Source organism: Pseudomonas sp. P4_C3, from assembly GCF_056402075.1.
In genome coordinates this window covers 1-14792 of sequence record NZ_JBFUIC010000118.1, presented here as the reverse complement: position 1 = coordinate 14792, position 14792 = coordinate 1, and the positions used below count along the sequence as shown (strand labels likewise).

Annotated in this window: 11 protein-coding genes and 1 pseudogene; 5 read left to right on the top strand and 7 right to left on the bottom strand. The window is 60.0% G+C overall.

From position 1 onward, the window contains the following. On the bottom strand, positions 1-1566 hold a 1566-nt coding region (locus AC1DVH_RS18445), incomplete at its 3' end, for a carboxyl transferase domain-containing protein (protein ID WP_477755016.1). A 12-nt stretch (positions 1567-1578) separates the two neighbouring features. Further along, positions 1579-2742, bottom strand: coding sequence for an isovaleryl-CoA dehydrogenase (locus tag AC1DVH_RS18440; protein WP_477755015.1), 1164 nt, complete (start codon positions 2740-2742; stop codon positions 1579-1581). A 248-nt stretch (positions 2743-2990) separates the two neighbouring features. On the opposite strand from AC1DVH_RS18440, the gene AC1DVH_RS18435 reads away from it, so the two are divergent. Beyond that, positions 2991-4688, top strand: coding sequence for an AMP-binding protein (locus tag AC1DVH_RS18435; RefSeq protein WP_477755014.1), 1698 nt, complete (start codon positions 2991-2993; stop codon positions 4686-4688). Positions 4689-5370: 682 nt separating this feature from the next. Here the strand turns inward: AC1DVH_RS18435 and AC1DVH_RS18430 are convergent. The 3 genes from AC1DVH_RS18430 to AC1DVH_RS18420 form a co-directional block, all read right to left on the bottom strand. Next, positions 5371-6270, bottom strand: coding sequence for a hydroxymethylglutaryl-CoA lyase (locus AC1DVH_RS18430; RefSeq protein ID WP_477755013.1), 900 nt, complete (start codon positions 6268-6270; stop codon positions 5371-5373). 147 nt (positions 6271-6417) lie between these two features. Continuing rightward, on the bottom strand, positions 6418-6819 hold the full coding sequence (locus AC1DVH_RS18425) for a MerR family transcriptional regulator (protein WP_223544032.1): 402 nt from the start codon (positions 6817-6819) through the stop codon (positions 6418-6420). Positions 6820-6968: 149 nt separating this feature from the next. Next, positions 6969-7904, bottom strand: coding sequence for a LysR family transcriptional regulator (locus AC1DVH_RS18420; RefSeq protein ID WP_477755012.1), 936 nt, complete (start codon positions 7902-7904; stop codon positions 6969-6971). Positions 7905-8068: 164 nt separating this feature from the next. Between AC1DVH_RS18420 and AC1DVH_RS18415 the strand changes: the two genes are divergently transcribed. Further along, a complete protein-coding gene (locus AC1DVH_RS18415; protein ID WP_477755011.1) occupies positions 8069-9298 on the top strand; it encodes an acyl-CoA dehydrogenase in 1230 nt (409 codons plus the stop codon). Positions 9299-9380: 82 nt separating this feature from the next. Here AC1DVH_RS18415 and AC1DVH_RS18410 read toward each other — a convergent pair whose 3' ends face one another. Both AC1DVH_RS18410 and xthA read right to left on the bottom strand, forming a co-directional pair. Next, on the bottom strand, positions 9381-10721 hold the full coding sequence (locus tag AC1DVH_RS18410; protein ID WP_477755010.1) for a substrate-binding domain-containing protein: 1341 nt from the start codon (positions 10719-10721) through the stop codon (positions 9381-9383). Positions 10722-10902: 181 nt separating this feature from the next. Beyond that, complete coding sequence (xthA, locus tag AC1DVH_RS18405; protein WP_477755009.1) at positions 10903-11715, bottom strand: exodeoxyribonuclease III; 813 nt, start codon at positions 11713-11715, stop codon at positions 10903-10905. 233 nt (positions 11716-11948) lie between these two features. Here xthA and AC1DVH_RS18400 point away from each other — a divergent pair, with 233 nt between their 5' ends. The 3 genes and pseudogenes from AC1DVH_RS18400 to AC1DVH_RS18390 form a co-directional block, all read left to right on the top strand. Further along, on the top strand, positions 11949-12599 hold the full coding sequence (locus AC1DVH_RS18400; protein ID WP_477755008.1) for a GNAT family N-acetyltransferase: 651 nt from the start codon (positions 11949-11951) through the stop codon (positions 12597-12599). A 65-nt stretch (positions 12600-12664) separates the two neighbouring features. Then, the gene (locus AC1DVH_RS18395; RefSeq protein ID WP_477755007.1) at positions 12665-14392 is read left to right on the top strand and encodes an autotransporter assembly complex protein TamA; all 1728 of its coding nucleotides are present in this window, start codon (positions 12665-12667) and stop codon (positions 14390-14392) included. Further along, positions 14389-14792, top strand: a pseudogene (locus tag AC1DVH_RS18390) (translocation/assembly module TamB domain-containing protein); the annotation flags it as partial. The gene AC1DVH_RS18395 and the pseudogene AC1DVH_RS18390, both read left to right, overlap by 4 nt.

Below are 14792 nucleotides of genomic sequence, written 5' to 3'. Positions count from 1 at the left end.
GTTCAACGACGCGGACAAGGCCAGGGCCAGTACGTCGCGGGTCTGGGCCGGGTCGATGACACCGTCGTCCCACAGGCGTGCGCTGGAATAGTAGGGGTGACCCTGTTCTTCGTACTGGTCGAGGATCGGTTGCTTGATCTCGGCTTCCTGCTCGGCGCTGAAACCATGGCCGCTGCGTTCGGCCTGCTCGCGCTTGACCTGCACCAGCACGCCGGCCGCCTGTTCGGCGCCCATCACGCCAATACGCGCATTCGGCCACATCCACAAAAAGCGCGGATCGTAGGCGCGACCGCACATGCCGTAGTTACCGRCACCGAAGCTGCCGCCGATGATCACCGTGAATTTCGGCACCTTGGCGCAAGCCACCGCCGTCACCAGTTTCGCGCCGTGCTTGGCGATGCCGCCAGCTTCGTACTTCTGGCCGACCATGAAACCGGTGATGTTTTGCAGGAACAGCAGCGGGATGCCGCGCTGGCACGCCAGTTCGATGAAGTGCGCGCCTTTCTGCGCCGCTTCAGCGAAGAGAATGCCGTTGTTGGCGAGGATCGCGATCGGGTAACCGTGCAGGTAGGCAAAACCGCAGACCAGCGTGGTCCCGAACAGCGCCTTGAACTCGTCGAACACCGAACCATCCACCAGCCGCGCAATCACTTCGCGCACGTCAAACGGTTGCTTGGCGTCGGCCGGGACCACGCCGTACAACTCGTCACTGCTGTAGAGCGGGGCGATCGGAGTGCGTTGCTGAACCTCACCTTGCTTGCGCCAGTTGAGGTTGGCGACGCTGCGTCGGGCCAGCGCGAGTGCGTGCTCATCGCTCTCGGCGTAATGGTCGGCCACCCCGGAAATCTTGCAGTGCACATCGGCCCCGCCAAGGTCCTCGGCACTGACCACTTCACCGGTCGCGGCTTTCACCAGCGGCGGGCCGGCGAGGAAGATCGTCGCTTGTTCGCGGACCATGATCGCTTCGTCGGCCATCGCCGGTACATAGGCGCCACCAGCGGTGCAGGACCCCATGACCACGGCAATCTGCGGAATGCCCATGGCGCTCATGTTGGCCTGATTGAAGAAGATCCGCCCGAAGTGCTCGCGGTCCGGGAACACTTCATCCTGGCGCGGCAGGTTGGCACCGCCCGAATCCACCAGGTAGATACACGGCAGGCGATTTTGCTGAGCGATGGTTTGCGCGCGCAGGTGTTTTTTCACCGTCAGCGGGTAGTACGAGCCGCCTTTCACGGTGGCATCGTTGGCGACGATCATGCATTCGACGCCCTCCACACGGCCGATCCCGGCAATCACGCCAGCGGCGGGGACGTCTTCGCCATACACCTCGTACGCCGCCAGTTGGCTGATTTCGAGGAACGGCGAACCCGGATCGAGCAAGCGGTTGATGCGCTCACGGGGCAGCAGTTTGCCCCGCGAGGTGTGGCGTTCTTGCGCCTTCGGGCCACCACCTTGCGCCACTTGGGCGAGCAGGGTGTGCAACGCGTCGACCTGTTTGAGCATCGCCGCGCTGTTGGTGGCGAACTCCGCTGAACGGGGGTTGAGCTGGGTATGCAGGGTAGCCATGGGCAGCTCCGTTTAGCGGGTTTCGTTGAACAGTTCGCGACCGATCAGCATGCGTCGGATCTCACTGGTGCCGGCACCGATTTCGTACAGCTTGGCATCACGCAGCAGACGACCGGCCGGGAATTCGTTGATGTAGCCGTTGCCACCGAGAATCTGGATCGCGTCGAGGGCCATTTGTGTGGCGCGTTCGGCGCTGTACAGGATTACCCCGGCGGCGTCCTTGCGCGTGGTTTCGCCGCGCTCGCAGGCCTGGGCCACGGCGTACAGATAGGCGCGGCTGGCGTTGAGTTGGGTGTACATGTCAGCGACCTTGCCCTGGATCAGCTGGAATTCGCCGATGCTTTGGCCGAACTGCTTGCGGTCGTGGATGTACGGCACGATCAGGTCCATGCACGCCTGCATGATCCCGGTCGGGCCGCCGGAGAGCACGACGCGCTCATAGTCGAGGCCGCTCATCAGTACCTTCACGCCGCCGTTGAGTACGCCGAGGATGTTTTCTTCAGGCACTTCGACGTCATCGAAAAACAGTTCGCAGGTGTTCGAACCGCGCATGCCGAGCTTGTCGAACTTGTTGCTGCGGCTGAAGCCCTTCCAGTCGCGCTCGACGATGAAGGCGGTGATGCCGTGGGGGCCCTTTTCCAGGTCGGTCTTGGCGTAGATCACGTAAGTGTTGGCGTCCGGACCGTTGGTGATCCAGGTCTTGCTGCCGTTGAGCACGTAGTGATCGCCGCGCTTGTCGGCGCGCAGTTTCATCGACACCACGTCGGAACCGGCGTTCGGCTCGCTCATGGCCAGCGCGCCGATGTGCTCGCCGCTGATCAGCTTGGGCAGGTATTTGGCTTTCTGTTCGTGGTTGCCGTTGCGGTTGATCTGGTTGACGCAGAGGTTGGAGTGGGCGCCGTAGGACAACGCCACCGAGGCCGAGCCACGGCTGATTTCTTCCATGGCCACCACGTGGGCCAGGTAACCCAGGCCGGCACCGCCGTACTCTTCCGGCACGGTAATGCCCAGCAGGCCCATGTCGCCGAACTTGCGCCACAGGTCGGCGGGGAACAGGTTGTCGATGTCGATCTGAGCGGCGCGCGGGGCGATCTCCTTGGCGACGAAGGACTGGACCTGATCGCGCAGCATGTCGATGGTTTCACCGAGGGCAAAGTTCAGGGATGGATAGCTCATGGGTCACCTTTTGGCTTTTTTGTCGGTTGGTGAGACTGTCAATGGGTTCTCACCTTTACGTTAACGTAAGCCTGTGACGAGTGGCTGTCAATCACCCTTTACGTTAACGTCAACTTGGGTGATTCTGTAGGAGCGAGCTTGCTCGCGAAGGACGTCAACGATAACGCGTGTTGTCTGGATAAACGCGGCGCCCTGACGTTCTTCGCRAGCAAGCTCGCTCCTACAAAATAAAGACAATAGGGGTCGTCATGGATCAACCCAGTGCAAGCCCGCAACGCAGTTACACCCGTGGTTCACAGGACAAAGCCTTGCTGGCGATGACCATCGGCCAGGCGTTCGATAACACCGTCGCGCAATACCCGGACGGGGAGGCGCTGGTGGTGCGCCATCAACAGCTGCGTTTGAGCTGGCGGCAATTGGCCGAGGTCGCGGACCTGCACGCCAGAGCGTTGCTGGCGTTGGGGCTGCAGACGGGTGACCGCCTCGGCATCTGGGCGCCGAACTGTGCGCAATGGTGCATCAGCCAGATTGCCACGGCGAAAATCGGCGTGATCCTGGTCAATATCAATCCTGCGTATCGCAGTTCCGAACTCGAATACGTACTCAAGCAATCCGGTTGCCAATGGCTGGTGTGTGCCGGGGCCTTCAAGACCTCGAACTATCACGCGATGCTGCAAGGCCTGGTGCCGGAGCTGGCCGGGCAGTCCATCGGCAAGTTGCAGAGTGAGCGGTTGCCGGAGTTGCGTGGCGTCATCAGCCTGGATGCGCAGCCGCCGAGCGGTTTCCTGCCGTGGTCGCAATTGGCCGGTCTGGCGGGCAGCGTGACGGTCGAGCAACTGCATGAGCGCCAGGACAGCCTGCATTTCGATCAACCGGTGAATATCCAGTACACCTCCGGCACCACCGGTTTCCCCAAGGGCGCGACCCTCAGTCACTACAACATTCTCAACAACGGCTACATGGTCGGTGAAAGCCTGGGCCTGACGGCGGCCGATCGGCTGGTGATCCCGGTGCCGCTGTATCACTGCTTCGGCATGGTCATGGGCAACCTCGGTTGCATCACCCATGGCAGCACGATGATTTACCCGAACGACGCGTTCGATCCATTGCTGACCCTCAGTACCGTGGCCGACGAAAAAGCCACGGCGCTGTACGGCGTGCCGACCATGTTCATCGCCATGCTCGATCAGCCTCAGCGTGCCAGGTTCGACCTGTCGAGCTTGCGCACCGGGATCATGGCGGGTGCAACCTGTCCTATCGAAGTGATGCGCCGGGTCATCAGCGAAATGCACATGAGCGAAGTGCAGATTGCCTACGGCATGACGGAAACCAGTCCGGTGTCATTGCAGACCGGTCCTTCAGATGACCTGGAGCTGCGCGTGACCACCGTCGGCCGCACTCAGCCACAACTCGAAAGCAAGATCATCGACGAAGCGGGCAACCTGGTGCCCCGTGGCACCATCGGTGAGCTGTGCACCCGCGGTTACAGCGTGATGCTCGGCTATTGGAACAACCCCGAAGGCACGGCGGAAGCCATCGATCAGGCGGGGTGGATGCACACCGGTGACCTGGCGAGCATGAACGACGAGGGTTACGTGTGCATTGCCGGGCGCAACAAGGACATGATCATCCGCGGTGGTGAGAATGTTTACCCGCGGGAGCTGGAAGAATTTTTCTTCACTCATCCGGCCGTTGCGGATGTTCAGGTGATCGGTATTCCTTGCTCGCGCTACGGCGAAGAGATCGTCGCCTGGATCAAGTTCCACCCCGGCCACAGCGCCACCGAGCAAGAACTGCAAGCCTGGTGCAAGGAGCGCATCGCGCACTTCAAGACGCCGCGCTACTTCAAGTTCGTCGAGGAGTTTCCGATGACCGTGACTGGCAAGATCCAGAAATTCCGGATGCGCGAGATCAGTATCGAGGWGTTGCGCGGGAACCAGGGCTGACCACAATCCCCTGTGGGAGCGAGCTTGCTCGCGATWGCGGAAGTACATTCAGAAGATCTGTCGACTGAMCCACCGCAATCGCGAGCAAGCTCGCTCCCACAGTGTCTTGCACAGTTTTCAGAATCGCAGACAGCACAAAGGGGAGCCGAAGCTCCCCTTTAATTTCGTTGCGCGTGCTCTTTTTTTATTATTGAGGGTCGGCCTGTTGTTGTTTTTGGCAACCGTTGCCCTTTACCGCTGTTTTTGGCGATCCCCATCCGGGATCAAGAGCAAACGTATTTTTTTGAGCGCTGATCTACTTTTTCGCTGAGCGATCCAACCAGTACGGGAGCTACCTGAAGGTAGTTTTATTATTCTCTGTCTGGTTGCGGGTAACTCCGAAAAGCACCCTGAAAAGCACATCTTCTCCAAAAAAATCTGTTAGCTGCGTCTCTGCCGTGTTGTTTTTGTTATGTCAGAGTCGTTACGTCTTGTTTTTATTAGGTTTGCCGCAATTTTTTTATTCTTGTTGTGCCATAGAGATAGCAGGAGCCATGCCAACTTTTTAAAAGCCTTTAAAATCAACGATTTGGAGAATTGTGAGGTTTTGCGCTTCAGGCAAAACCCCACATTTTGTTTCCGTGTTACTCGCTTGCGCCCACGTTTCAGACACAGCGGTAACACCCGGACACACTCAGCACACTCACTGTGCGCTGCGAGCCTTGGCCACGCGGGAACCGGTAGGGCGACCCAGTACGGTACAAATCTGTTGACCGGCAACCATCAAGGCGTCGAGGTCGATTCCGGTGTCGATGCCCAGGCCGTTGAGCAGGTAAACCACGTCTTCGGTCGCGACGTTACCGCTGGCGCCCTTGGCATAGGGGCAGCCGCCCAGACCGGCGATGGAGCTGTCGAACACCGAGATGCCTTCCAGCAGGCTGGCATAGATGTTGGCCACGGCCTGACCGTAGGTGTCGTGGAAGTGCCCGGCGAGTTTTTCCCGGGGCACATCCTTTGCTACCACTTCAAACATCTTGCGGGTTGCGCCAGCGGTGCCGGTGCCGATGGTGTCCCCCAGCGAGACCTCATAGCAGCCCATGGCATACAGTTCACGTGCGACCACGGCGACTTGCTCCGGGGCGACGTTACCTTCATAGGGGCAGCCCAGCACACAGGACACATACCCGCGCACGGTAATTCCGTGTTGTCTGGCGGCGTCCATGATCGGCGCGAAACGCTCCAGGCTTTCGCTGATCGAGCAATTGATGTTGCGTTGGGAAAACGCCTCTGAAGCCGCCGCGAACACGGCCACTTCCTTGACCCCGGCGGCGAGGGCATCTTCGAAACCGCGCAAGTTGGGAGTGAGTGCGCCGTAGACCACACCCGGTTTGCGCTGGATCTGCGCGAAGACTTCGGCGGAGCCGGCCATCTGCGGTACCCACTTGGGCGACACAAAACTGCCGACTTCTATATAGCCAAGTCCGGCTGCGGTCAGTGCATCGACCAGTTGTACCTTGTCGGTAACACTGATGGGCCGGGCTTCGTTTTGCAGGCCGTCGCGTGGGCCGACTTCGACAAGGCGTACGTGGGTGGGGAGGGACATGGGGTTCGACCTGTGCTGATTGTCTGAATGCGCTGAGAACCCTGTGGGAGCGAGCTTGCTCGCGATAAGGGCATCACATTCAACATGTTTGGTGACTGACACTCCGCTATCGCGAGCAAGCTCGCTCCCACAGTGGATAGTGTGGATTTATTGAACTGACTCCTGGTTTTTGAGCGTCTGCTCCAAAGCCTGCACACAGCGCTCTTCGGCGGTATCGAGTTCCAGTTTCATCTGTTCGATGTCCAGCAACTGCTGTTCAAGCTGCTCACGGCGCTCGCTGATTTTCGCCAGCATGCTGTGCAACTGCTTGGTGTTACCGCTGGACGGGTCGTAGAGCTCGATCAGTTCGCGGCATTCAGCCAGCGAGAAACCGATGCGCTTGCCCCGCAGGATCAACTTCAGGCTGACCTTGTCGCGGGGTGAGTAAATACGTTCCTGGCCACGACGCTCAGGGCTGAGCAGGCCTTGCTCTTCATAAAAGCGAATGGCCCGGGTGGTGATGTCGAGCTCGCGGGCGAGATCGGAAATGCTGTAGGTCTGGCTGCTCATGGAAGCGCTCGCAAAAGGTCATGGCGCTAAGCTAATGGCAGGTTGACGTTTACGTCAAGGGAGAAAAGATCGCAGCCTGCGGCAGCTCCTACCCGGGATTTGTTTTCACCCTGTAGGAGCTGCCGCAGGCTGCGATCTTTTGATTTTTCTCAAACCGGTTGTTTATCCAGTTTTCTCTCCTGCGCCGTCACCTGCTGGCACAACTCGATCATCTGTTCGCGCATCCAGCGGTTCGCCGGGTCCTGGTCGGTGCTTTCGTGCCAGTAAAGGTGGGTTTCCACTGGCGGCACATCGTTGACCGGCAGATAAAAGGCGTGCAGGTCGTTACGCCGGGCGAAGCGTTCCGGCACGGTCATGACCATGTCCGTCTGTTGCAGCACTTGCGAAGCCATCAGGTAATGCTGGGAGCGCAGGGCGATCTTGCGCTGGATGCCCATCTTGCCCAACGCCAGGTCGACATAGCCGAGGCCGCTGCGGCGGCTGGAAATATGGATGTGGGTCAGGCCCAGGTAATCATCCAGGGTGAGTTTCTCCTTGCCCGCCAGCGGATGCCCCTTGCGCATGGCACACACGTAGCGGTCTTCCATCAATTTGACGTGGCGCACCTGCGGGTCGGTGTTGAGCGGAGCATCGACCGCGAAGTCGAGCCGACCGGCCGCCAGCTCCTTGGTGGTTTCACGGCGTTTGGACAGGAAGCTTTCGATGATCACCGTCGGCGCCAGGCGGCGCAGGCGCTGGAACAGCGGCGGCAGGATCACCGCTTCGGTGAGGTCGGTCATGCTGATGCGGTAGGTCTTGACCGCTTGCTGCGGGTTGAAAATGCGGCTTTCCTGCACCGATACGCGCAGTAGCGAGAGGGCGTTGCGCACCGGGCCGATGATGTTCTGCGCCATCGGCGTGGGCACCATGCCCTGGGCGGTGCGCACGAATAGCGGGTCGTTGAAGGTCTCGCGCAGACGCGCCAGCGCGTTCGACACCGCCGGTTGGGTGATGCCGACGATTTGCCCGGCGCGGGTCAGGTTGGCTTCGGTATAGATCGCGTCGAAGACGATGAAAAGGTTGAGATCGACCTTGCTCAGATTCATTACGCGGCTCTCTTATTGTGTGGGCGGACTGACCTTGAGGATCAGTCGATCATATATCGGTGATGAATGTTTATACACGCCGAGAATAGGCTAGGTAAATTATCAACGCTGTTCTAGCATCGATACATGACCTAAACAACCTCCCCCAAGAAGGTATCTTGCTCATGGATTTCGCTTATTCGCCCAAGGTTCAGGAACTGCGCGAGCGCGTGACTGCGTTCATGGACACCTACGTTTATCCCGCCGAAGCCGTGTTCGAGCGCCAGGTCGCCGAAGGCGATCGCTGGCAGCCGACCGCGATCATGGAAGAACTCAAACTCAAGGCCAAGGCCGAAGGCCTGTGGAATTTGTTTCTGCCTGAGTCCGAACTGGGTGCCGGCCTGACCAACCTCGAATACGCGCCGCTGGCGGAAATCATGGGCCGCTCGCTGCTGGGGCCAGAGCCGTTCAACTGCTCGGCACCGGACACCGGCAACATGGAAGTGCTGGTGCGTTACGCCAACGAAGAGCAGAAACAACGCTGGCTCGAACCATTGCTGCGCGGCGAGATCCGCTCGGCCTTCGCCATGACCGAACCGGATGTCGCATCCTCCGACGCCACCAACATGGCTGCCCGTGCGGTGCGCGATGGCGAAGAGTGGGTGATCAACGGCAAGAAATGGTGGACCTCGGGTGCTTGCGACCCGCGCTGCAAAATCCTGATTTTCATGGGGCTGAGCAATCCTGACGCGCCACGCCACGCCCAGCACTCGATGATCCTGGTGCCGGTGGATGCTCCCGGCGTGAAGATCGTGCGCCCGCTGCCGGTGTTCGGTTACGACGATGCACCTCATGGTCACGCCGAAGTGCATTTCGAAAACGTCCGGGTGCCGTACGAAAACGTCCTGTTGGGCGAAGGACGCGGCTTCGAAATTGCTCAAGGTCGCCTTGGCCCGGGCCGGATTCACCACTGCATGCGTTCGATCGGCATGGCCGAGCGCGCACTGGAACTGATGTGCAAGCGCTCGGTGAGCCGCACCGCATTCGGCAAACCCCTGGCGCGGCTGGGCGGTAACGTCGACAAGATCGCCGACTCRCGGATGGAAATCGACATGGCACGCCTGCTGACGTTGAAAGCGGCGTACATGATGGACACCGTCGGCAACAAAGTGGCCCGTAGCGAGATCGCGCAGATCAAGGTTGTCGCGCCAAACGTTGCGTTGCGAGTGATCGACCGGGCGATCCAGATTCATGGCGGGGCAGGGGTTTCCAACGATTTCCCGCTGGCCTACATGTACGCGATGCAGCGTACCCTGCGCCTGGCCGACGGCCCGGACGAAGTGCACCGAGCGGCGATCGGCAAGTTCGAAATCGGCAAGTATGTGCCGAAGGATATGATGCGTAGCGGGCATTAAGAAAAGTTAAAAGATCGCAGCCTTCGGCAGCTCCTACAGGATACGCGTACATCTGAAGGAGCTGCCGAAGGCTGCGATCTTTTCAGTACACCCAAACCTCAACCCGCCGATTCCTGATCCTTCCCTCATCGGCGTTATTGGCCGCCACTGGCATTTCGGCACCGAATCCACGAATCTCGCGAAACACCACGCCGCTCTTCACCAACTCCCGCCGTACCGCCATGGCCCGCAGTTTCGACAACAGATCGGCACGCGCCGGGTCGCTCTTGGCATCGCCAAACCCTACCAGCGTCACTTGCCCAGACATTTTGTCTTGCTGCTTTATATAGTCGAGCACTCGCGTCAGGTCTTGCCGCGCCTTGTTGTCCAGGCTGGCACTGCCTTCTTCGAAGCGAAAATTCACCGACAATCGCTGGGCATGCCGACTCAGCGCCTGATACCCCTCGGGCATCAACGCATTGGGGGTGACGGCCATGGCCTGGACGGTTTGTGCAATAAAACCGTTGGCCGCGACGATGGCCTGGCCATTGCTGCTTTGAGCGAAGGCCACTAGCGCGTAGGCCCAGGGATTTTTGCCGTTGGGTGGCAGGTAGAAGAACAACCGGCGGGACAGCGGATAGTCTTCCGTGGCAATCAGGCTGTTGAGCGGCAACATGGCTTGCGATTGCCCGTCGACAATGGCCACGGCTTTGGCCTGGCGCACATAGGGCAATCCGATAAAACCGATGCCTTGCGGGTCGGCGCTGACCGCATCGGACAGTTGCTCGCTGGACTCGAAGCGTTTTGCCGTGCTGCTCAGAGTTTTCCCACGGCTACTGAGGACCAGTACCTTGAAAGTGTCGAAGGTCCCGGACTGATCATCCCGTGCATACAGATGAATCGGCCCGCCGCTGCTACCTATGTCTTCCCAGGTTTTCACCTCGCCACTGAAAATGCGCGCCAGTTGCACGGTGTCGAGTTGGTTCAGCGGATTGTCCGGATGAAGGATGATCGCCAGGCCATCGATGGCGATGACCTGTTCGGCGCTCGGACTTTTCAGGTCACCGAGGGATTGCAGGCTGGCCAGTTCGCTGTCCCTGATCGGGCGCGACGAGGCGGCAAGGTCGGCACTGGCGGTTTTTAGCGCGGTGAAACCGGTGCTGGAACCATGGGCCGCCACCTCCACCACGACCCGATGGCCTTGAACGGTTTCACCGACAATGCGCAGTTCGTTGGCGGTGTCCGAGGCTTCGCGGTGAATCCTGCGCAGGCCTTGTTCACTCATCAGGCCCTCGACCAGCGCCGGTCCCAATGCCGCGCCAATGGTGTTGGAACCCTGGATGCGCAGCACGGTGCCGTGTTCGGGTGTCGGCAAGTCGCCGGCCGGGGCCGCCTGCGGCAAGCCCATGCACAGCATCAACAGGAACAGCACGCGCAGCATCATGCCGGCACCTTACATAGCCAAAGGAGGTGCCGGGAGATTAAGTCAGTAAGGTTTCCGAAAAATGACACTTGTAGGAGCGAGCTTGCTCGCGATGGCGGACTGTCAGTCAACATTGGTGCTGAATGTCACACCGCMATCGCGAGCAAGCTCGCTCCCACAGGGGATTGTGGTTGGTCCTGAATCAGCTCAATTCAAGCCAGATCGGCGCATGGTCCGAAGGTTTTTCCATGCCGCGCAGTTCGTAGTCCACCCCTGCGGCTTTCACCCGTGGCAGCAAGCCGTGGGAGGCGAGGATCAGGTCGATGCGCAGGCCACGCTTGGGCTCGTCTTCGAAGCCACGGCTGCGGTAGTCGAACCAGCTGAAGGTGTCGGTCACTTTCGGGTTCAGGTGCCGGAAACTGTCCACCAGGCCCCAGTTCTTCAGGCGGGCCATCCACTCGCGCTCTTCCGGCAGGAAGCTGCATTTGCCGGTTTTCAGCCAGCGCTTCATGTTGTCCGGGCCGATGCCGATGTCGCAGTCTTCCGGGGAAATGTTCACATCGCCCATCACCACCAGCGGCTGGTCGTTCTTGAACTGGCTTTCCAGCAATTGCTGCAAGTCGCTGTAGAAACGTTCCTTGGCCGGGAATTTGGTCGGGTGGTCGCGGTTTTCGCCCTGTGGGAAATAACCGTTCATGATGGTCACCGGCGCACCATTGGCGTCGGCGAAGGTGCCCCAGATGAAGCGTCGTTGGGCGTCTTCTTCGTCGGTGGCGAAACCCTTGTGCAGGGCCAGCGGTTCCTGGCGCGAGAGCAGGGCGACGCCGTAATGCCCCTTTTGTCCGTGGAAATACACGTGGTAGCCCAGTGCTCTGACTTCATCGAGGGGAAACTGGTCGTCGTGGACCTTGGTTTCCTGCAAGCCGATCACGTCAGGCTGGTGTTTTTCGATCAGCGCCGCCAGCTGATGGGGGCGGGCGCGCAGCCCGTTGATGTTGAAGGAGACGATCTTCATGGTCGGCAGTCCTGGCAAAAGGGCGATGCTAGCTGACATGTGGGAATCGGGCCAGTGTGGGGTGAGGGGATTTAATGTGTTCTGTCAGATCTGCGTTGACCGTCCCGACTTGCTCGCGAAGGCGATTTCATTGCCTACACTCATTTCGGATCTGTAAGGAACTGTGTCAGCGCCGATCAGCTCGTAACAACAAGAGCGCAGCCACCCGAGCTGTGCCGGGGAGATCAACCGTCATGCCCGAAACCTCGACTGCCATCGCCGATATTCACATGCTCGACAGCGGCTACGCCCGCGAAGCGCGTTCGCTGCTGTACCAGGCTTATCGACACGAGCCGACTTTCGGCTATTTGTTTGAAGCCGAACGCCCCGGTTACGAACAGCGGGTTCGCGCCACCGTGCGCGAACTGGTGAGCCAGCATTTTCTCCAGGACCTGCCTGCCATCGGCCTGCTGGTCAACGACCGCCTGATCGGCATCGCTCTGATCGCGCCGCCGCAACGTCGTCTCGGCGTCACTGAAAGTTGGGCCTGGCGCCTGCGGATGCTGCTCAGCACGGGATTTCGCTGCACCCGTCGCTACCTCGAATATCACGCTGCCGTGGAGGCCTGCGTGCCGAATGACTCGGTGCATGTCTTGCCATTGCTGGGGGTTCATCCGCAGTTCCAGGGCAAGCATTTCGGCGAGCAACTGTTGCAAGCCGTGCACAACTGGTGCGCCGTGGATGAAAACTCACAGGGCGTGATCCTCGATACCGGGAATCCTCGCTATCTGGAGTTCTATAAGCGCCAGGGCTATGAGGAAATCGGTGAAGTTGCCGTAGGACCGATTCGCGAGCATGTGTTTTTTCACCCCAATCCCCAGGTGTTACAAACAGCAACGGCTTGAACGGCGAACTTTCCGGGCATGTCAGGCTCTATCACGCTCTCAAGCTCGTGATAGCATCCGCGCCTATGAAGTTTCCAGGAAGAATTACCAGCGGTGTGCTGATGCTGATGACCAGCTGCACGGCGCTGGCTCAAAGTGAATTGGATGTACGGATCAAACCGTCCAATGATGAGCTGAAGGCCAATATAGAAGGCTATATCGGCAGCCTCGGCGATCGCGACGAGCAGGCGTTGCTGCGCTTCAGCCGTGGCGCTGAAGAACAGGCGCACAAGGCCGCCCAGGCCTTGGGCTACTACCAGCCGCACATCGACAGCGAGGTGAAGGGCGGCGAAAAGCCGCGCCTGGTGCTGAAAGTCGACCCCGGCGAGCCGGTGCACTTGCGTAACGTCACGGTGCGTGTCGACGGTCCGGCAGCCTCCCTCAAGTCCTTTCGAATCCCTAAAAGCGACGCGCTCAAGCCCGGCGCTGTGCTCAATCATGGGCATTACGAGGACGCCAAGCGGCTGATCCAGAATCAGGCTTCGCGCTATGGCTTTTTCAGCGGCCGATTCACCCGTTCAAAATTGTCGGTCGACCCGCGTGCCGGCGTCGCCGATATCGAACTGATCTATGAAAGTGGCCCGCGCTATACCTTGGGCAAGGTCAGTTTCGAGGGCGATACGCCGTTCGACGACGAGCTACTGCAACGCATGGTGCCGTTCAAGGCCGGTACGCCGTATGACTCGGAACTGATCGCCGAACTCAATCAGAACCTGCAATCGAGCGGCTACTTCGAAGGCGTGCGCGTGGACGCGGCACCCGCGGCGTCCAAGGACGATGCGATCCCGGTGGACGTCAAGCTCGAAACCCGCAAGCCGCGGACCATGGGCCTGGGCCTGGGTTTCTCCACCGACGTCGGCCCACGTGCCAAGGCCAACTGGACCCGACACTGGGTCAACGCCCAAGGGCACAGTTATGGCTGGGAGACCGAAGTCTCGGCGCCGCGGCAAAACGTCGGGTTGTTCTACGACATTCCACTGGACCCGCCACTGACCGACAAGCTGCGTTTTGCCGGCGGCTATCAGAATGAGGACATTGCCGGCACCGACACCCACAGCAAGTTGCTGACCCTCGGCCCCGAATGGCACAGCAAATTGCCCAGCGGCTGGCAGCGGGTGGTGTCGCTCAAATGGCAACGCGAGGATTACCAACTCGGCGACGACTCCGGGCTCAGTAACCTGCTGATGCCCGGCGTGAATTATTCGTACCTGAAAAGCGACAACCGCATCGACCCGCATAACGGCTATCGGCTGCAATTCGAATCCAAAGTGGCCAAGGAAGGTCTGGGTTCCGACAGCAACCTGATCTACGGCACGGCGCTGGTCAAAGGCCTGACCACGGTGTTCGACAACCATCGTTTCCTCGGACGGGTGCAGGTCGGCGGCAGTGCCACCAACGGCTTCAAATCGGTGCCGCCATCGCTGCGCTTCTTCGCCGGTGGCGATCAGAGCGTGCGCGGTTACGACTATCAGAGCCTGTCCCCGGAAAACTCCGACGGCGACCGCATCGGTGGCCGCTACATGGTCGCCGCCAGCGCGGAATATCAGTATTCCATCGCTGAAAAATGGCGGATCGCGACCTTTGTCGATCAGGGCAACTCCTTCAACACACTCGAACTGCCGAACCTCAAGACCGGGGTCGGTATCGGCGTGCGCTGGGTATCGCCGGTGGGGCCGATCCGCCTCGACCTGGCCCACGCGCTGGACGACGATGGCGGCATTCGACTGCACTTTTCCATGGGGCCTGAGCTGTGAAGCGTGGTTTGAAAATAACGCTGCTGGCGATAGCGGCACTGTTGATGCTGGTTGTCCTGACGCTGGCCACAGTGCTGGGCACGGCGACGGGCAGCCGCTGGGCGTTGGGCTTCGTACCGGGGTTGACCCTGGACAACTTCCAGGGCCGGCTGGGCGGGCAGTGGAGCGCCGACCGGGTGTTGTGGCAACAGGCCAACAACCGGGTTGAGCTGAGCAAGGTGATTTTTGCCTGGTCGCCGTTGTGCCTGTCCCGCAGGGCCTTGTGCATCGAGCAATTGCAGGCCGATCAGGTCAGCCTGACGTTCCCGCCGGGTGCCGAAGAGCCAGACAGCGGCCCGATCACGCTCCCGGAGCTCAAGTTACCGTTGGCCCTCGAACTGGGGGAGATCAAGGTCGGTAG